Origin of the sequence: Streptomyces sp. TRM68367 (genome assembly GCF_014495685.1) — a bacterium.
GTDB lineage: Bacteria > Actinomycetota > Actinomycetes > Streptomycetales > Streptomycetaceae > Streptomyces.
On sequence record NZ_JACTVI010000069.1, the window covers coordinates 16840 to 35912 of the forward strand.

Genomic DNA, 19073 nt, shown 5'->3' on the forward strand with positions numbered 1-19073 from the left:
GCCCGCCGGGTCAGTAGCCTCGCCCGGTGACGCTGACCGTCAGCCGCGCATCATCGGCCGGCGGCATCATCGCGTCGGTCTCCACGCAAAAGCAGATGCTCGCGCAGTCAATCGTGGGCCACGTGGGAGGGGCGCCGTCCACTCCCCACACGCTCGTGCTGGTCTCGCACGAGCCGCCGCACTCCACGGTGGCGCGGCCGATCTGCCCGTCCAGGACGAGCGTCCCCCCGGCGGGAACGAACCCGACCTCGAACACTCCGAGCGGATCACACCGCTTCCGGTCGGCGATCTCCGCGCACGACAGGTCCCCGTCTTGCTCCGCGCGCTCATAGAAGGAGACCGTCAGCCGCCGCAGGTCCTCACTCCCCGCGAACACCGAGATGACCGGCACGTCCGTGCCCCACGCCGGACGGTCGGACAGGTCCAGCTCGTAGCACTCCCGGTTCGTGGCCAATGCCTCACAGAAGCAAGAGGACGGCGACGCCGGTTGCGGAGGTGAGGGCGGGGTGCACGCCGGGTCCGCGCACGCCGCGGTGGCGTCCGGGCAGCCCGCGAGCCTGCACCCGCCGTCCGCGCAATCCCCGGGGGCGCCGTCCCCGGTGTGCAGGCACCATGTGATGCACTCGCTTTCATCGTCGGTGGGCAGGTTGACGTCCAGCAGCGGCACCTCGTCCGTCCACGCCCATGGGGTGGCAGCGACCAGAACGAACTCCACGGTGATGATGTCGGCCCCGATGGAGCACTGCCCGGAGTTACACGACCCGTCACCGTTGCGGGCCGTCACCGTCGGCCCCTCCACCAGGGCCACCCGCCGATACGTGCGGCGGTGCCGCCGGTTGAACTCCTCCAGCGTCTCTTCCTCCCCCGGGCAGCAGTTGAACATGGTCACGCAGTCCCCGCCGCAGGCGCTCCCCGTGCAGCCCTGCAACGCCTCCCCCAGGAAGTGAAGCCCGTACTCCACCGCGCAGCACGTCGCGCCGAGGAGGAGCCCGGTCACGGTGATGGTGCGTGGCTGCACCCGGGCCGGGCCGAGCGCGCCACCACCGACGACGGCGTTCGTCACCGTCCGCTTCACCGGGTAGTCGTCAATCCCCTCGAACGACAGCGGCAAGAACCCCGCGAAGTCGGCGCTCTCGGGCACGTCCGGGTCGTACCAAGGCGCAGGGCTGTCCGGGTCATCCGGGGTCGTGTACTGCCGACCGTCCGGGTCGATGACATCCGCGGTGAGCGTCTCGCACCCGCAGATGGCCGACCCGGAGTCAAGTGGTGAGCCGACGGTCTCAAGGTAGGCACGCAGGCGGGCAGTGTTGATGACCTCGACACCGCCTACCGACAGGAAGTCGGTCAGCACGGGGCGCACTCCCAGTTCGGAGAGTGCCCGGCCCACAACCAGCGGCGCCCATCAGCTTACGGCCGCCCCATCAGTTCACATGCTGTACGTCAGCGCCATGCGGTGCATGACCCGCGCGGCAGTCGCCTCCGCGTCGCCCACCTGAGAGATGTTGAACACCGGCGCGATGTTGACCATGCCGTCCCCGCCCGACGAGGGGGCGCCGTCCGCGCCGAGCATCTCCGTGAGCCCGGACTGCGCGGCAAGCTGCTTCGCGCGCCGAGGCTTGCTCAGCGGGATGATGACCTCCGGCCCGGCCTCGCCCACAAGGGCGTGCGTCGGCCCAAGCACGATGCCACCTTCCGCAAACGGGAGGTACTTGCGGACGGCGGACGGCAGCCCGGACTTGATCGAAGACATGATGCGTGACCCGATATTGCCCAGGGCGCCAACGATGCGGCCGGGCAGGCCGCTGAACAGGCTCACGATGCCGGAGATGAGGCTGGACACGGCACTGCGTGCGGCACCCCCCGCGCTGCGGAACACCCCGGCGATGCGGCCAGCGAGCCCGGATATCGCGCCGAGGACGCGGCCAGGCAGTCCTCGGAAGAACCCCACGACGCGGCTGATGAGGCCGGACACAGCACCAGTGACGGAGCTGTTGACGCGGTTGAACACGCCGAGAACCAGCCCGACGAGAGAGCTGATCGCCCCGAGGGCACGGCCGGGCAGGCTGCGGAAAAACCCGACGACGGCGTTGATCATCCCGGACACGGCTCCTCGTACTGAGGATCCCAGGGAGGAGAAGAACGACACGACGGATGGCACGAACGAGGACACCGCGCTGATGACCGAGGTGAGGATGCTGATGATCCTGGACAGGACGCTGACGACGGCCTGAATGATCGGCACGACGACGTTGATGGCCACCCACGAGGCGACGGCCGCCCCGAACTGCAAGACAGGCGCCAGGAGCTGCACCATCTGTACCACCAGCGGGGCGATGGCCTGGACGAGCCCCACGATGGGCGGGATGAGCGGCATGATCGCCTGGAGGATGGCGTTGAACGCGCCCACCAGAGGCGGCAGGATCGGCAGCAGCGCGCTCGTGAAGGCCGTGATGAGCGGTGTTACGGCGGCCACCACCTGCACGACGACGCCAGCGAGCTGGGCCAGGACGGGCGCCAGGAGCGCGAAGACCTGCGCGACGGCCTGACCGATACCGGCCGCGAGCGGCGTGAGCGCGGTCACGAGGGTCGTGAACGCAGAGGCCAGGGGCGGCAGAATCGGCATCAGGGCACTGGAGAGCGCCGCGATGATGGGGGCGAAGGCTGCGGCCAGTGTGGACAGGACGGGGGCAAGGGCCGTCGCAAGGACGTTCACGAGTTGACCGGCGAGCGGCAGCAGGGGAACCAGGGCCGACACGACAGCCGAGATCGCAGACCCGAGCGGGCCCAGGGACGGGCCGATCGCCGTGAACGCCTGAGAAAGCCCGGTCGCTACCTGCTGGACGGCCGGCAGGATCGCCGCAATGGCAGGGCCGAGCGCGTTGATGACGCCGACGATCGCCGGACCGAGCGCCGTGAAGATCGGGGCAAGGGCGGGAGCGATCTGCCCAACCTGCGCGACGAGCGCGGACAGGATCGGCCCGAGCTGCGCGGCCACCGTGGCGAGCGTCCCGAAGATGTTGCCGATTGCCTGCTGACCGGCAGCGCTCTGAACGAAGTCCCGCATCGCTGCGGTGATCGTCTGGAGGTTGTTGAGCAACCCCCCGCCAGCGCCGGACGCCGCGGAGAAGACGCCGGACAGGATCTGCCCCACGTTGGAGGCAATCGCGCCGAGCTGCTGGAAGACGCCGACCGCACCCCGCACCGCCTCCACCGCCCGGCCAGACGCGGCCAGCTCCGACAGGTACGTGCCGAACTGGGCGCCGGTCTGGGCGATGGCCGCGCCCACCTGCGCCCCGAACGCCTGAGACACCGCCGCGGCGACGTCGAGGAACCCCTTCGCCAGGGGGGCCACAACAGCCTGCAAGCCGGACGCGGCCTGCGTGGTGCCCTGGATGATGGCGCGCAGCGGCGCCACGGCCTGCTGTGAGGCAGCGAACTTCAGGCCCTCGTCCGCGGCCCTGCCGAACTCCGTGGCGAGCCCCGCGAGCTGCGTACGCAGGGGCAGCAGGTTGGTGATCGCCGCCTTGACGTCACCCGCGAACTGGGCGAAGAACGCCTGTTGTATGGACTGCTGGACCCGGTTCAGCTCCGGCGCCAGATCCCGGACAGCGGTGACGGCCTGCTGCGCGGCCGGGGCCAGCTTCTCCAGCGCCTTCTGAAACGCTGCCGCGTTCCCGGACAGTGCCGCCGACAGAGCGTCGGAGACACCGAGCACGGCAAGCCGCAGCGTGCCCATGGCCACCTGAGCCCCGGCAATCGCGGCCGGGAACGCCGCGATGATGCCGGCCGCCGGGGCGAGAGCCGCCGTGAACGCGGCGATGCCTGACGCTGCCCCCGCCGCAGCGATACCGATAGCGCCGAGGCCGAGCAGGCTGCTCAGCGATGAGCTGATACGGCCGGCGACCCCGCCGAGCCCGGCGAGGGAGCGGCCGAGCCGGTCCGTGTCGACGTCAGTGTTGACCGTGACATCGGGCGGCCGGTGCGCACGTATCCGCGCGTCCAAGCCGTCCAGGTCGGGGACGACCCGAACCGTGATCTCTTCACCGGCGAGCGCCGCGCGGAGCCGCTCAACGAACCCCGTCAGGTCCGGGGCCACCGGAATGTTGATCGAGTCGAGCGAGCGGAGCCCGGTAAGGAGCTGCGCGTCGAAGCGGCTCAGGTCCGGGGCAACCCGGACGGTGACCGCGGCAGCGTTGAGGCCTCGCTGAATGTTGCGCCGGATCTGGTCCCCGGCGTTGCGCGTCGCGCGGTCAAGGGCCCGCTGGATCCGTATGCCGAGGTCGCGCGCATCGGCCACCACCCCGCTGTCGTCCAGCGTGATGGTTATCCGGGCGCTGCCGTAATCCTCATCGTCGCCTGCTGGCGTGGACACCGGGCAACCTCCGCTTGCGCGATTGGTTGCCCGGCCCAGAACCAGCGGCTACAGCAGCACCTACAGCCCTGCCGTGATCTCCAGATTATCCGCCTACCTGCGGCCCTGTAGGCGTGCGTCCTCGGCCGCGGCCTGCGACATGAGAGCCCGGGCCTGGCTCGCATCCACGCCGGCCGCACCGCGCGGCCGTCCTCCCCCGGCCGGCCGCCGACGCATCCCCTTGGGCGGGGCGTACAACTGGGCACGGTTGCGCGCCCGGGCCGCGTCGTCCTCGGCCGCCATGTCCATAGCGGCCTCAGCGGCGTTCAGGAGCCGTCTCAGCGGCCACGTGTGGGGGTCGATGCCCTGGAGGGCGAGACTCCCGTCCCACGCTTCCCAGCCTGCCGCGACGGAGTCGAGGATGCGACAGACGACGTAGTAGGGCGGCTACCACCACCGAACAGCTCGACCACCCATTCCAGGAGTTCCACGATCACGCGGGTAGGCAGGCGGAACGCATCCACCACCCGGGCGCCCTGGTGCTGGGCCGCGTACTCCTCGGCGTCGTCCAGGTCGCGGAACGTCTCCAGCGTCTTACCGTCCTTGACGACGTTCAGACGCAGGATGAGCTCCGCGGAGTCCTCCAGCATCTGCCGGGCCAGGAACAGGCGCAGCGCACGGACGGTTCGGCGCACGTCTGCCGGGTCGGCGTCGACGAGGTTGTCCATGTCGACACCCTTCGCCTTCTGCGCTTCCCGCAGCTCGACATAGGCGTCCATGAACTCGTCCCCGAAGACCTCGGGTTGGAACTCCAGCTTGGTCCCGCCGATGTCGGCAACGTGCGGCTCAGTGTTGAGCGCGAATGTGCGAGTGGCCACGGATCTGCCCTTGTCTCCCGCTCCTCGCCCGGCCCAAAACCAGCGGCGTACCGCGAAGCGTAGTCGCCCCACGGTTGCCGCCTTTTCACACCACAGGCATCCCCCGCAGTCGTGCCGGGATTCAGTCGAGACCGAGGCTGCTCAGGGCCGTGGTCCAGTCGGTGACGATGGCATGCTGAGCGGCGGCGAGGGTGACCTTGCCGGAGCAGACCGCGGTGTGCAGCTTCGTCTCCACCGGGTCCTTCCGGTTGTTGACCCCAGCACCGGACTTGTGGCCGGGGTCGGCGGGTTCGACCCAGAGATTGCGGGGGTCGTTGGGGTCGCCCCCGAGCTGGAGGCTAATGAGGTGGTCGTATTCGGCGTCGCCCATGCGGCCCCTGTAGCCATACGAGAGGGCGTTCAGCCTCTTCTCCTTGCCGGTGACGTACGTGGACGGGCGGATGCCGGAGGTGTAGCCGCCCTTGCGGCAGATCGTGGACTTCACGTTCGCCTGGGTGACGGCCGGGGAGATCGCGCCGGGCGTGCACGCCGGATCCTCCAGCGGCTCACCTTTCTCGTACCGGTAGTGACAGCTGCCCGCCGGGGGCTGCTGCTGCACGGTGTATTTGGTCTGTGGGCCCGCACCGACCGGGATCGCCCGCCCGGACGACCCACTTGCCCCTGTATTCGATGAACTTGGGGCTGGCGTCTGGCCCACCGCTCCGGCTGAGCCAGTGCCCAGCTTGGGCGTGCAGCCCGCCAGGAACAGCGCGGCGAGCAGCGCCGAGGACGCGGTGCGGACAACGGATCTCATGTCGTGGACCCCTTACAGGTGGGCAGTTGCTGAGCAGATGCTGCCCCATCGCGTTGCTGCCCCACCGCGCGGGGTTCGGCGCGAAGTTACCGACCCAACCGCAACGCTCTGGCCATGAAGTTGTTGGGGCGGGTCCCGGGATGCCGTACGAACGCGGAGAACACGACCCGGCCGTCAACCTCGAAGCGCAGCGCCCTCGCGCGGCGCGGGCGGATGATGTGGGGCCTGGTGCCGTCGAGTACGAAACGGACCGCGGGGTGGTCGCACACGATGACGCCCTTTAGGCCGCGCGGCCCGTCCTGGACCTTCCAGGTGATGTACTCACCCATGGAGCCGGGCGCCTCCCGCTCAGCGATCCGGGCCACGCGCTCCGTCCGCTCCCGGAGCTTGCGCTCCACTCGGCCGCCCCGTCGGCGCAGCAACCGGGCGATGCGCCCGGGCTCGATACGAACCTCAACGCTCACGCCGCACTCCCCTCGAACACGGGGCACGGGTCACAGCCCGGCAGCGCCACGGTGACGCGCTGCTCGATACCGACACAGCCGCCCTGCGGGCCCACGACCCGCGAGGCACCGAGTACGAACTTCCGGCCGCGGCGCCCACCGCCGGTGCGGGGCACGCAGCACAGCAGCGCGTTGTACACGGTGAAGGCGTCCACGTGGAGGACCCGCGCGGCGGCCTCCTGCTCCTCACAGGAGGGCGGGCAGCCTTCCTCGGTGGGACCCGGCGCGCACCGCAGCAGCGTGACCACCAGCTCCACCGCCGTCACCGGCAGCGGCGCGCACTCCCGCAAGTCCCGCACCGTACGGTCCTCCGACGGGAACGTGCTGGTGGTCGACGGGTAGATGCGCGCCACGGACACCGACAACTGGCCCCCGGCCTCACCCGTGCACGGGTCCTCACACCCATCCCAGGCAACGGCGCCCGGCACGACGCAGGTCCGGCAGTCCGGGCACGGCGGCTGCCCCTCCACCTTCGTCGCGGTCTCCTCCAGCGCGGCACACACGCAGCCGAGGACAGCGTCCGCGAGGTCATGGATAGCGAGCGGCTGCAACGCCATACGTCCCCCCCTCCCTTACGGCCAGACCTGGAAGCGCGGGCGCTTGAAGTCCGGTGAGTAGACACGGCTCGGGCTCGTCTGCCGGTAGGGGTTGACGGACACGAGCCAGGCGTCGACCAGCGGCAGCCCGGTACGCATCTCGGAGTAGAGGAGCGTCGGGTCAGCGAACTCCAGCTCCACGCCCTGCCGCTGCACCCGGGTGAGGTTCTTGTTGCTGCTCGCCTTGCAGCCGCAGCCGCCACCGCACCCCTTGAGGTAGTGGCACACCAGCTCAGAGAACGCGGCGATGGCCGCCTCGTCGAGCGGCATCCCTATTCGGTACGTAACGCAGAACGTGCCCGGCTCCCCGCACGGTGCGGCCATGTCCTGGCAGTCCGGCCAACAGCCGCCGTCGGTACGGACGAGCAGCCCACCGGCGTCCACCCGGTACGCGTCTGCCGGCAGCGTCTGCCCGTCGAGCTCCACGGCCATGATGTCGTGCACCGGGCCTTCCAGGCGCACCTCGCACAACTCCCCGCAGGAGCAATCGGACTTGCAGCCGCACACCGACGCGTTGCGCCATGCCCCGTCCGTGCCTATGTACGGAATCCACCCACCGGTGCTCGCCCCGGCCTGAAAGGAGACCGGCGAGGACTCCAGACAGGAGCGGCGGCACGGGCGCACGGTGTACGGGCAGGACGGCCCCCACCGGCGACCGGACAGGTTGAACAGGATGGTGGTGGCGACGCTCCGCCACCGGTCTATCTCCGCCTGGTCGGCATCGTCGGCGGACGAGCAGCACGACGGTTCGAACGGCCACGGCCCGCACGGTCCCGGGTGAAGCATCAGCGCCTCCCGCGCTTCTCGTACGGACTGGGGTCGGGGAACGCGGCGCGGATGTGCCGGCCGACGGCCCCGTTGTGGAAGGAGTCGGGCATGGTCGACAGGAACGGGGAGGCGGCGTCGAACTGGGGGCCACGGCGGGCGATCTTGACGTCCCGCATCTGGATGCCGGTGACGCCATTGAGGACCCCGTACACGGTCCGCTTGTGGACGTCGTGACCCTGCCCGACCTCCAGGGCGCGCAGCATGCCCGCCTTGTGGACTGGCAGCGGCACGTGCAGCTCGAACGACGCCGGGTCCTCATACCCAAGGCCGACGAGGAAGGCGTGCGTCTCCCGCATCGCTGCCACATATGCGCTGGAGCGTGCCCCGTACTGGCCGAACACCTCCCGTACCGGGCCGCGGTGGAACACCGGGAACGGCGACGGCTGCGGGCTCATGATGAAGAAGTCATCGTTCGCCCACAGGAACGGGTCGGAGATCGCCGGGTGCTCGCACGCGGCCCGCATCGCCGTGGTGGTGTTGACGTACGCGGGGGTAGTCCGCTGGTCGGTAGGGATATGGCGGGTGTCGGCCCACCATGGCCGGTATCCGACGATCCACACCTGCCGGTGCGGGATGTGGGCCGCCCACGAGCGCAGCGCGTACCGCAGCTGCTCGTTGTTGGCCCCCTCCCGCACCGGAACGACGATGTCCGGCAGCTCCATTACGAGGCGAGGGACATGGAGTCGCAGGTCACCGGCACGTAGTCACAGGACGGCTCTGGCGGCGCCACGGTCGTGATGAACGTACGGCGGTGGCAGGACGCGTCCAGCGGGGTGAGCATCGGCCCCGGCGTGCCGGCCGCGTCGATCGGCTGCACGTCGTACGGGCCCACACCCCAGGATCCGCCCGCGCGGGTGGAGCCGGTGATCTGGAGGGTGACCGCCTCGGACCCGATCTCCAAGTCGCCGATGATTCCGTTGGTGACCCACGGCATCACCCAGTACAGCCACTGTCCTTGGGCGCCCTCGGCGCACTCCTCGCCCAGCACCTCCGCCCAGAGCTCAAGGGCAAAGCCCGTGTTGCACTGGATGGAGCAGGTGTCGAAGCCGATCGGCTGGCCGTCGTAGCCGAGGTACACCGGGTTGCCGGTGAGGATCTCGATCATCTCCGGGGACACGGAGAACACGTTGAGTTCCAGGTCCAGCCCGTTGAACGTGGGGCAGCCCCTCTTGAACCCGCAGATCTTGCCGTTGGCGGCCTTGTACTGGATGTCGTCGCCGTCGTCGGAGTTGACGTTCATGGCGAGGCTGCTGAAGCACTCGAACACGTAGCCGTTGTCGTCGCCGCAGACGGGGTTACCGCACTGGTCGACGCGCGTGATCCGCATCACGTCGGCGTTTGCGATCAGGGGACAGGACATGGGCCGTAGCTCCCTTTGTTGCAAAGGAGCCAGGCCCTAAACCATCGGCGTTATCGAACAGGATAGCTGCGGTGGATCACGCGGCCGATGCTTCAACCACCCGTGACAGCAGCGCCTGCACGGCTTCCACCCACTGCTTGGTCTCCGCGCTCATCTGGTCCGTGAGGAACGCGCTCCGGGACAGCGAGGAGGCGACAGCCGCGGCCCGGCGCTCCCCGTCCGGGTACAGCTCCCTGATCGCCTCCACCCACGAGCGGACGTCGGCCCGGTCGATGAACGTGCCCGCGTCCCCGAGGGCCTCCCGCAGGCCCGGGGTGGGGTGGGCGATGACGGGGATACCGGAGGCGAGGGCCTCCACCGCGGCCATGCCGTAGCTCTCGTACACGCTGGGCATCATCAGCACCCGCGTGTGTGCCCACACGTCGGTGCGCATGTCGGAGGTCTGGGGGATGATCCGCATGTTCCGCAGCACCGGCCGCAGGATCTGTTTGCCGTGGCCGCCGGTGACGCCGAGGAAGGGAAGGGTGCGGAGATTGGCCGCCGCGCCCCTCCACGTGTCCACGCCCTTGTGCCTGTTGAGGTTGACCAGCGTGACCCGGTCCCCCGTCGTCGGGGCGCGGTGTTCCTCCGGGATCACCGGCGGGTGGACCACAAGGTGCGGGATGTGCTCCACCTCGAGGTAGCGGGGGGCCAGGGAGCGGCGTACCCACTCCGTGTTGTAGACCACCAGGTCCGGCCACAACGCGAGGGGGCGTGCCGCGATGTCGAAGTCGGAGTGCACGACGAGCACGGATTTCGTCCTGAGCTCCTTGGACAGGGCGACGGAGCTCTCGGCGAAGTCGTGGTGTGACAGGAGGATGCGCGGCCTCATGGCCCGGATCGCCGCACCTGCGGCGCCGGGGTCCAGCGCGGCGTAGGGGACGCCGTCCACGTCCCACAGCGGGGGCGCCTCGGGCATTGCGGAGCACACCACCAGCACGTCAAGGCCCGCGTCGCGCAGGGCCCGCATCATCGTGTGGAGCATCGTCTCCGACCCAGCACGCCGGTACGGCACACCGAAGTGGATCCAGGCCACAACGTCCGGTGACCGCTCATGCAGGGCGCCCACAGCAGCGGCCGGGGCCGGAGCGAGCGGTTCAACGGCGCCTGGCCGTACCAGGCTGGCGCACGCGGCCTCGAACTCCCGCAGGATGCCTGCACAGTCCAGGCCCGCAGCGTGCTCCCGGGCCTTGGCCGAGGCCTCGGCGTAGACGCCCGGGTCCGTCAGGCGGCGCAGCTCCTCAACCCACCGGTCGATGTCCTCACGCGGAATGTACGTAGCGGCATCCCCGAGCGCCTCGCGCAGGCCCGGCAGCGGGGAGGCCAGGACGGGGATGCCGGACAGCATGGCCTCAACACCGGCCCGCCCGTAGGACTCAACCGTGGACGGCATCAGCAGCACACGGCTACGGGCGTACACCTGGCGCGGGTCGGTGCGGTCGATCAGCTCCACGTTCCGCGGCATCCTCGCCGGGACGCGGCCCACGGTCTTCACCACCAGGAACCGCGTGTCGGGCATGCGGGCGGCCACTTGGGCGAGCACGTCCGCTCCCTTGGCGACCGTGGCCCCGTTCAGGGTGACCATGTCCCCCGGCGTCGTGCCGTACCGGCTCGGGTCGATGGGTGGCGGCAGGACGATGGCCGGACCCGCGAACTGCGGGTAGTGGTCCCGGCATGCCTGTGACGGGAACCAGGCCAGAGCCGGGCTGCCGAGGTCCCGGTTCCCGGACATGCCGTGCACCATCAGCAGGTGCGGCACCCTCCAGAGGTGGCGCACGATCAGCGTGGCCCGCCGGTCCCCATGGTGGGTGATGACGAGGTGCGGCCGGCCTGCGTGGATGGCGTTGCGCCAGTTGCCCAGCGGCCACACCTGCACCCCGTCCTCCATGCGCGGCCTGCCGGACTGGCGGCCCGTGGTGACCACCTGCACCGTGTGCCCGGCCTTGACGAGGCCCCGCAGGTACTCGCGGGTGGTGATGACCGCACCCGTGGGAGGCACCTGCCCGTACGTCGGCAGGACGGCCAGGATGCGCATACGGTGGTCTCCGTTCTGGTGGTGCCGTGTTCTCCCTCGGGGCGGTGAGGGGCGTCAGTCGGTGTCCGCGTAGAGGTGCTCGGTCCAATGGACGATGAAGTCCGCGTCAGCAGCGACGCCGCTGAAGATGAGGGAGCCGTCGAGCTGCAAGTCGTACGTGTCGCCGTCCACGCCCCATGTGAGGGTGACTCCGGCCGGAACGGTTACGTCATCGCTCCATGCCGTCGGGCCCGAGGTGCTCGTCGCGCCGGCACCGACAGCGCGGACACGTACCTCGCCGGCGAGCACGGTCAGCGTGACCGACTGCACGTCCAACTGGTCGTCGAAGTCGGGGCTGGCCTGGGTGCCGGTGTAGCGCTTGATACGGGGCCTTACGCGGTTGTGCGGCACGGCCTGGGCAACCGGGGTGATGTCCGAAGCGCAGGGGATGAGCCGAGCCGGATCGGGCGCCGGGACGACGGCACCGGACGCGTCGGTCCACCGTTCCGAGACCGAGCCGTCGCAGTCGATCGTCACAATGCGCCGGTAATACTCGTCCGGCACGACGGTCTGAGCGGGCTCGAAGGTCAGCGTCTCGCCCGTGCCGACGTCGACAGCGGTCAGGGTCCCGTACTCGATCCCGGACGCCGGAAGCGCGCGGGAACGCACGTAGTAGGCGCACGTCTCGTTCGAGGTGACGATCCAGTTCCCGGCGAACGGGTCGGCGGTGTTGAGGGTGGCCGCGAGGTCGGACAGGAACGGCACAGCGCAGTTGTCCCAGCCGTCGGCCACGGGCGCCGGGAGCACATTCAAGCCGTTGATCAGCCAGGACGTGACGCGTACGTTCGGCCTCTCGCAGATGCCGGTGACCGTTCCGTTGATCGAGGACGTACCGCACGGGGTGCCCGCAGAGTTGTCGTACGAGGCATATCGGTAGCCGGGGATCTTGAAGCATTCGACGGCGATGTCCGTCGGGCAGTCGGCGCTGACCGTGCCGGCGGTTCCGCTCATAAGGTTCTCCGTCTCATGACGTGTTGGTGGGCTGCTTCCGCGACGGGGATGCTCTGGCCGCTCGGCTGCTACTGGTCGAGCGAGGAGATCCAGAACGCGACGGGCATGGCGGCCTGGAGGGCCAGCGGGCCGTTGGAGGTCTGAGCGACCCGGATAGCGAACAGGTCGCCGGGCTGCGCCTCGTACTCGGTGGCCACGGTCTGCTCGACGCCCAGGCCACCGTCGACGCCCATCTCCGTCTGAGAGACGATCACGGTGGTCGTCGCCCCGCGGATGTGAACGATCTGCAAGCCCCGCCAGCCCGCGCCACCCGCAGTCGGCTGCCCTGCCCAGCGGATTGCGGCGCCGATGCTGTAGACACCGGCCTTCCGGATCGTGAACCGGCCGGGCAGGGCCGGGTCCCAGAACTGGCCGTTGTCGTACTGCGCCTCTTGGAAAGGCACACCGGAGCCCGGCCAGCCGGTGAACTGGATCGGGTAGTCCGTTGTGCGCCGTACGCGGGCTCGTCGCGTGACTGGCCTGATTCCTGCCGTGGTCCCCACGGGGCAACCTCCCTTGTTGCAGACGGGGCCTGTGCCGGCCTCCCACCAGAGCGGCGGGAGGCCGACGGGCGGCGCTTACGCGTGCGTGGTCCACAGGACTTGCCACGTGGCCGCGGCCGGGTCGCCGTCGATGGTGAGCGTGCCGGTGAGCTCTGAATCGACCGTGTCCCCGTCGACGCCCCACGTGAGCGAGGTGCCGGCCGGGACAGTGAGGGGGCCCTCGGCGGTCGTCACGGTGACGGAGCCGCTGTAGACGAGCAGGGTCACGGACTGCGTCCCGGCGTTGGCCGCCAGGTCCCAATCCGTGTTCTGCGTGCCGTGCGGGACCACGGCCTTCTGTGGGGCGGTGACCGGGCACAGGCCGACCGTGCCCGTCGGGGCGTAGGCGGTGACGCCGTCGAGGGCGGTGTCCGCGGTGGTGACCGTGCCGGCCTCGTCGATAGCCAGGCGCCGCAGGAACGGGGTCACGGTGCCGTCTGCGGCGACGTCGCACAGCTCGATCACCTCGTAGTCGGTCACCTCGGCGGGGCACACGCCGACGGTGCCGGTCGGGGTGTACGCCGTGGTGCCGTCGAGCGTGGTGTCCGTGACGGTCGTGTTGCCCGTGCTGTCGACGGACACGCGGCGCATGAATGGCGTCGCGGTCCCGTCGGCCGCGGTGTCGCACAGGATCTCGTACTCGCGATCCGGCGCGCTGCTGGAGATGGATCCACCGGTTCCAGACATGGGGCTCCTCACAAGGGGCGTTGAAAGGGGGCGGGCGGGGGGTCAGGGGCGTTCGGTCCAGGAGACGGCGACGGTGTCCCCGTCCGTGGTCGTCACAGAGAGCGGCCCGGTGAGCTCGTCCGAGCCCGCGGCCACGTCTGGGAGAGCGGACCAGGTCACGGACTCCCCGCCGTACACGCGGGAAGTGCCCGAGGCGGTGGTCACCGAGGGGCCCGCGGTGCCGGCGGCGATGACGGTCACGGTGACCGACTCCACGGTCCCCGTGGCCGCCGCGAACACGTCGAACGTCGTGGGGTCGGTGAGGACCTGGCGGTGGGTGGACGCCGTCTGCGTCGTGACGGGCGGCGTGGTCGTGTCGCCGGTGCAGACCGTCACCGTGCCCGTCGGCGTGTAGGCGGTGGCGCCGTCGAGGGCGAGGTCTGCCGTGCTGGACAGCGTGCCGTCCTGCGCGTGGACGAAGCGGCGCAGGAACGCGGTGCTCGTGCCGTCGGCGGCGACGTCGCACAGCGTGACGTACTCGACGTCCGTGATCGGGTCGGTGGTGGTCCCGGTGCCGTTGCTGACGAGGATCGGCCCGCAGCATCCACTCATAGCGTGACTCCCGTTGTGTAGGCGACCGTCGTGGTGCCGGTGTTCGCGGTGATGGTGAGCGGCCCCATGAGCCGCGCGTCCTCGTCCTTGTCGATCGCCCACGTGACGGACTCGCCCTGGAAGAGGGTTGACGCGCCGTCGACCGTGCTAATGGTCCCGGTGCCGGTGTGGGCGGTCGCCGTCACCGACCTGAGCGTCGGGTGCGCGGCGGCATCCCACGTCTCGCCAGCGGCGAGCTGCACGCGGCGGGCCTGCACGGCGGTCGCGGGCTCGGCGCCGAGGTCGCCGGCGTCGCAGTCGACCGGGGCAACCGGCGTGTACGTGGCGGACAGGTCCGCGGTGTAGGTGCCGAGGCTGGTGACGGCGCCGGTGCAGTCGACGCCGAGGAGCTCCACATAGTCGACGTCACCCACGCCGTCGCCGTCGGTGTCGTCACACCGGCAGGCATGGAGCACCGACTGCGCCGAGCAGGGCTCAGCAGGACCGCACACGCCGACCGTGCCGGACGGGGTGTACGGCTGCCCGTCGAGGGTGTAGTCCGTGTGGCCGGTGATCTGGCCGCTCGTGTCGCGCTGGTAGTCCCGGACGAACTCCGTCACGGTGCCATCGGTGGCGGTGTCGCACAGGATCGTGACGTCCTGCTCCGGCAGCGTGGTCCCGGTGCCGGAGCCGCCGCATGCGCCGACCGTCCCCGTCACGGTGTGCGGAGTGAGACCGTCCAGCTCCAGGTCTTCCACGATGTGCTGGCCCGCGCCGATCGTGATTCTCCGGAGGAACGCCCCGGAGGCGTCGCACAGCATGTACGTCTGCGTCTCGACGCACCCGTACTCGCAGTCCACGGGCGACACGGGCCCGTACGGCTGCGAGGGATCGCCCTGATAGGTGAGGACGAGTTCGGTGGAGCCGTCGGCGCGCACGCACCACAGCTCGTTGTACGTCTGGTCTGCTGTGCCGTCCCCGTCGGTGTCGTCGCAGCGCTGCACACAGATCGTGTCCACACAGCCGGTGTCACACGGGCCCGCATCGGCCGGGGCCGGGCCGGGCGTGAACGTGCCGGTGGCCGGGTCGATCCAGCCGACGACTTCCGGATCGGGTGCCGTCTCGCCGCACTCCACGCAGCCGGACCGTACGACGAGGAGGACCGTGGTCCCGTCCTGGCGGCACAGCGGCGTGGAGGCGATCGACGGAGCGCAGCACGTGGTGACGTTGACCTCGACCGGCTCACCGCCTGGGCCGGGCGCGCAAGGAACAGGCTCGATCGCCATCGCTCATCCCTCCCGGTGTGCCATGCGGTGGTGCATGTCCCGGCCGCGTCGGGTGTCGAAGTCGCGGGAGCACACGTCACACGGCCAGGGGCCAGCGCCGAACGGCTCGGCGTCCAACGGCGGCGCGCTGCTGTCCCCTCCGGCAGCAGCGTCCGGGACCGGCTGCGCGGCGGCGTCCTCGGCGGCCTGGACGGTCGCCGGGTCGGTGGCCGCCGCATGCTCCGGCTCGGGCAGCGGGACCGCGTCCGGCCCGTACGCGGAGTCCGGCACGGGCGGCAGCGGCTCCCCGGGCACGGCCGTCAGCCACGGAGCGGCCTCGTCCTCCGTCGGCGACACGTACCGGTGGCCGTCCACGAGGGAGCCGATCAGCAGCTCTTCGGGGATATGGACGAACAGGTGCGGGGGCACCGCGAACTCGGTGATCGAGCACGTGCGCACCTTGGGGGTCTGGGCGACCGCCCACCGGGCGAAGTCCACGCGCAGTGCCCGGGTGGGCTGAACCTTGATCATGTTCACGGGCACAGCACCACCCGGATCGCTGCCGCTTCACAGCAAGCGACCTCGACCACGAACGAGCGTTCGGCGAGCACGAACCGGTCGTTGGTCTGGATGCGGAAGCTCTCGGCGTCCGTGTCCGGGATGACCGCTGGGGCCTCGCGACGGACCCGGATCGGGCCGGTGATGAACAGCCAGGCCTCGCCGGCCGGGGCCTGCGTGCAGTCCGGAGGGCCCACGTTCACCGAGTAGCCGCTGCCCATGACCACGCAGTTGCCCATGAGGGTGCGCGGGATGCCGCCCTCCATGTGCACGACGTTGCAGCAGCCGAGCAGCGCGGCGGCTCCGGCCGGCACGTGCAGGACGCCCTGCCCGCCGTACGTCTCAGTGAGCCAGCCCTCCAGGGCGGCCACGCCCTGCGCGATGGACACAGCCCCGGCGGTGGGGGTGAGGTCCGCGGCCATGGTGCACAGCACGTCCCGCGCGAACCACTCCTCAAGGGCGCGCTGCTCCCCCATGCGCAGGGTTTCGCGGGCGTGCTGGACTGCCTCCTCGTACGGCCATCCGACGGTGGAGCAGGTGGCCCCGGCGTAGATGGTGATGGGCGAGGCGGTACACACCCCGGGCCGCTCGAAGGTCTTCGTGGCCGGGCCCGGGGTGGTGCTGTCCTCCGGGCACCACTCCCAGTCATGGGCGGCAGCGCACGAGAGCGGCATCCACTCCGTGCCGAGGAGATCGTGCACGTCCTCCACGTCGATGATGTCGACGCAGCCGCCGAGGATGCCGTGCGGCAGCGGTGTGCCGGGGATGGCATCAACGCGCTTACGGAGTCCGGCTGCTGGCATCTGCCTCACCTCCTCTCATCCGGGCAGCCCCGGCCGGGCAGAGGGCCGGGGCTGCTGTCGGTGAAGGGGGTCAGCTGCTGCCAGCGGCGCAGACGAGTTCCAGCTGAGCGCCGGTGGCACCGTCCGGGCAGACCGGCACGGTGACGAGGCGGGTGTCCACCGACCTGTCGACGAGGGCGACGCACTCCTCCGCGAAGAGCGCGGTGTAGTCGTTGGTCTGGAACTTCGTGCTGTCGTGCACGACGCCCAGGTTGACCTCCTCGCCGCGGCCGATCTGGATGCTGCCGGAGGGGTACATGAGGAACTGGACGGTGGCGGGCCACTCGGTGGCCGCGGTGGCGCCGCCGATGTCGGCCGGGACAGCCGGGGTCAGGCCGCGGGCGAACTGCACGCGCACGCCCAGGGTGCTGAACACGTCCTGGATGCAGGTCGGGGACAGGTCGCAGATGTTGACGCCGTTCTGCCGGGCCAGGTCGCCGAGGAAGAGGTTGCGGCTCCACCAGGGGAACACGACCTCCAGCGCGATGCTCTCGCACAGGCTGTGACGCTCGATCATGTCCGCGGCCTGGAGCGCGACGGCGTTGTAGATGGCGGACAGGGCACCGAAGGTCGGGGCGAGGATGACCGGCGTGGCGGTGTTGAGGGCCGCCTGGAACAGCTGCTGCTTGATGCGGATCTCGTGCGCGACCATCGCGTTGCGCAGGTACCAGGCCACCAGCTCCGGGAAGTGCCGCTGAGTCAGGATTCCCGCCTCCAAGCAGACACCGACGGCGTCACAGCGCACCTCGACCGGGTCCGGGCAGGGGATCGTGTAACACGGTTTGGTGGCGCCGGATATGTCATCGCTCTCCGTGTGCAACCACGTCAGCGACGACACGTCCAGGGACAACGGCTTGTAGTAGCGCAGGCCACCGCGCGAGAGCTGGATTTCCGGGGCGTCCCACAGCATCTCCGGGCAGGCCACGCCGGTGATGTCGTACAACGTCTCGCTGGGCGCGCACCAGCCGCCGGAGGCGACGAGGTCACCCTGCGGGAGCCGCGCCTGGTCCTGCGCGGCGATGGCAACCGTGGTGCCCTCCGGCGCGCTGCTGGAGTCGGTGACGACCAGGTTGGAGGAGAACGGGTGCCGGTAGGAGATGACCTGGCCCGTGCCGCCGCCCGCGGTCTTGAGGGCGTTGGCGCGGCTGATGATGCCGGTCACGACCTGCCCGAAGTCCAGCGGGGCGCCCGGGGTGTAGCCGGGAACGTCCACGGCCGCGGTGATGGTGGTGCCCGGGGCCGGCGGCTCGGGGAGCACGCGCGGCTGCTGGGCGCGCACGGAGGCGAGGTTGAGGGCCGGGCGGCGCACCAGGGAGGAGGACGCGGTCACGACCGGCTCCGGCTCCGGGGCGGGCTCCGGCTCGGTCGGGGTCTCCTCGGCGACGGGCTCCGGCTCGGCCGGGACGGCGTTCGGGTCGTCGCCACGAACCTGCGCGGCGAGCTGCTCGATCTCCGCAGCGGCTGCCTTGGCGGCGGTGACGCGGTCATTCTGCTCCGTGCGCATGGCCTCCACACCGGAGGCGAGGGCGCGGAGTTCGTCGATGTCCTTCTGCGTGACGAGGCTGGACGTTGCCTTGGCGTCGAAGGCCTGGACGGCACCCTCAAGGGCCGCAGCAAGCTGCTCGTCGTCCAGGGAGGTGAGGTCGTCGGGGAGCTCGAACGGCTCGGGCATCTGTAGGACTCCTGATGCTTCGCAGGAGTCAGGCCCTAAACCATCGACTGCCAGGCATATTAGCCGAAGAGGCGGCCAGCTCTGTGTGTCAAGCCGACCGCCTATGCGGTGTTCTCACGCCTCGGTGGGCGCGGCTTCGGTCGGGGCGGCTTCGGTCGGGGCGGCGCCGCGGGGAAGCACGACGCTGCCGGGGTAGCTACGGGAAACGCTGTCCGCGAGGGGCTTATTGCTGCTGGTGAAAGCGACGCGGCCGTTTCCGTCGTTGAGGATCACCTGATATGTGGTCCTGGATGGGCGGGCGGCGGAGCCTGCGCCCGGGGACCGTTTGCGGTTGCCGCCGCAGCCACATCCCATGATGAGCCCTCCCTTTTACTTCTTGGCGGCTTCGCGGACGGTGCGGCCGTCGCCGCGTGCGGCCATGGCGTCCGCGGTGGTCTTGTACGGGGTGGGCCCGAACACCCGCTTCCCGGAGGCGTCGATGACCTCGTACTGCGTCTTGTTCTTGTTACAGGCGCACGGCATGGG

Annotated in this window: 20 protein-coding genes; all 20 read right to left on the bottom strand. The window is 70.2% G+C overall.

What is annotated here, in order from left to right:
- Window positions 1-10: 10 nt before the first annotated feature.
- The 20 genes from H8R17_RS32065 to H8R17_RS32160 all read right to left on the bottom strand — a co-directional run bounded on the left by H8R17_RS32065 (window position 11) and on the right by H8R17_RS32160 (window position 19070).
- Entirely contained in the window at window positions 11-1351 is a 1341-nt protein-coding gene (locus tag H8R17_RS32065; protein ID WP_187826726.1) for a hypothetical protein, read from the bottom strand.
- Between the two features lie 75 nt (window positions 1352-1426).
- The gene (locus tag H8R17_RS32070) at window positions 1427-4372 is read right to left on the bottom strand and encodes a hypothetical protein (RefSeq protein WP_187826727.1); all 2946 of its coding nucleotides are present in this window, start codon (window positions 4370-4372) and stop codon (window positions 1427-1429) included.
- A 317-nt stretch (window positions 4373-4689) separates the two neighbouring features.
- Window positions 4690-5229 (bottom strand): hypothetical protein, encoded by a 540-nt coding sequence (locus tag H8R17_RS32075; RefSeq protein WP_187826728.1) that lies wholly within the window; start codon window positions 5227-5229, stop codon window positions 4690-4692.
- 121 nt (window positions 5230-5350) lie between these two features.
- Window positions 5351-6022 (bottom strand): hypothetical protein, encoded by a 672-nt coding sequence (locus H8R17_RS32080; protein ID WP_187826729.1) that lies wholly within the window; start codon window positions 6020-6022, stop codon window positions 5351-5353.
- Window positions 6023-6108: 86 nt separating this feature from the next.
- Entirely contained in the window at window positions 6109-6486 is a 378-nt protein-coding gene (locus H8R17_RS32085; RefSeq protein WP_187826730.1) for a hypothetical protein, read from the bottom strand.
- Entirely contained in the window at window positions 6483-7082 is a 600-nt protein-coding gene (locus H8R17_RS32090) for a hypothetical protein (RefSeq protein ID WP_187826731.1), read from the bottom strand. The genes H8R17_RS32085 and H8R17_RS32090 overlap by 4 nt, the downstream gene beginning before the upstream one ends.
- 15 nt (window positions 7083-7097) lie before the next feature.
- On the bottom strand, window positions 7098-7907 hold the full coding sequence (locus tag H8R17_RS32095; RefSeq protein WP_187826732.1) for a hypothetical protein: 810 nt from the start codon (window positions 7905-7907) through the stop codon (window positions 7098-7100).
- Window positions 7907-8611, bottom strand: a complete 705-nt coding sequence (locus H8R17_RS32100) for a hypothetical protein (RefSeq protein ID WP_187826733.1) — start codon at window positions 8609-8611, stop codon at window positions 7907-7909. Before H8R17_RS32100 ends, H8R17_RS32095 begins: the two co-directional genes overlap by 1 nt.
- Complete coding sequence (locus H8R17_RS32105; protein WP_187826734.1) at window positions 8611-9309, bottom strand: hypothetical protein; 699 nt, start codon at window positions 9307-9309, stop codon at window positions 8611-8613. The genes H8R17_RS32100 and H8R17_RS32105 overlap by 1 nt, the downstream gene beginning before the upstream one ends.
- A 76-nt stretch (window positions 9310-9385) precedes the next feature.
- Window positions 9386-11383, bottom strand: a complete 1998-nt coding sequence (locus tag H8R17_RS32110; RefSeq protein WP_187826735.1) for a glycosyltransferase family 4 protein — start codon at window positions 11381-11383, stop codon at window positions 9386-9388.
- A 54-nt stretch (window positions 11384-11437) separates the two neighbouring features.
- Window positions 11438-12373, bottom strand: a complete 936-nt coding sequence (locus H8R17_RS32115; RefSeq protein WP_187826736.1) for a hypothetical protein — start codon at window positions 12371-12373, stop codon at window positions 11438-11440.
- 68 nt (window positions 12374-12441) lie between these two features.
- Window positions 12442-12915 (bottom strand): hypothetical protein, encoded by a 474-nt coding sequence (locus H8R17_RS32120; protein WP_187826737.1) that lies wholly within the window; start codon window positions 12913-12915, stop codon window positions 12442-12444.
- 75 nt (window positions 12916-12990) lie between these two features.
- Window positions 12991-13641 carry a hypothetical protein gene (locus H8R17_RS32125; protein ID WP_187826738.1) on the bottom strand — a complete coding sequence of 217 codons (651 nt, stop codon included), beginning with the start codon at window positions 13639-13641 and terminating at the stop codon, window positions 12991-12993.
- A gap of 42 nt (window positions 13642-13683) precedes the next feature.
- The gene (locus tag H8R17_RS32130; protein ID WP_187826739.1) at window positions 13684-14232 is read right to left on the bottom strand and encodes a hypothetical protein; all 549 of its coding nucleotides are present in this window, start codon (window positions 14230-14232) and stop codon (window positions 13684-13686) included.
- Window positions 14229-15497, bottom strand: coding sequence for a hypothetical protein (locus H8R17_RS32135; protein WP_187826740.1), 1269 nt, complete (start codon window positions 15495-15497; stop codon window positions 14229-14231). The genes H8R17_RS32130 and H8R17_RS32135 overlap by 4 nt, the downstream gene beginning before the upstream one ends.
- 3 nt (window positions 15498-15500) lie before the next feature.
- Window positions 15501-16007: a hypothetical protein gene (locus tag H8R17_RS32140; protein WP_223125738.1), complete on the bottom strand. Its 507-nt coding sequence runs from the start codon at window positions 16005-16007 to the stop codon at window positions 15501-15503.
- Window positions 16008-16009: 2 nt separating this feature from the next.
- Complete coding sequence (locus H8R17_RS32145; protein WP_187826742.1) at window positions 16010-16837, bottom strand: cupin; 828 nt, start codon at window positions 16835-16837, stop codon at window positions 16010-16012.
- 70 nt (window positions 16838-16907) lie between these two features.
- Window positions 16908-18548, bottom strand: a complete 1641-nt coding sequence (locus H8R17_RS32150) for a major capsid protein (RefSeq protein WP_187826743.1) — start codon at window positions 18546-18548, stop codon at window positions 16908-16910.
- A 114-nt stretch (window positions 18549-18662) separates the two neighbouring features.
- Window positions 18663-18821 (bottom strand): hypothetical protein, encoded by a 159-nt coding sequence (locus H8R17_RS32155; protein ID WP_187826744.1) that lies wholly within the window; start codon window positions 18819-18821, stop codon window positions 18663-18665.
- 96 nt (window positions 18822-18917) lie between these two features.
- Window positions 18918-19070 (bottom strand): hypothetical protein, encoded by a 153-nt coding sequence (locus tag H8R17_RS32160; RefSeq protein WP_187826745.1) that lies wholly within the window; start codon window positions 19068-19070, stop codon window positions 18918-18920.
- Between the last annotated feature and the right edge of the window lie 3 nt (window positions 19071-19073).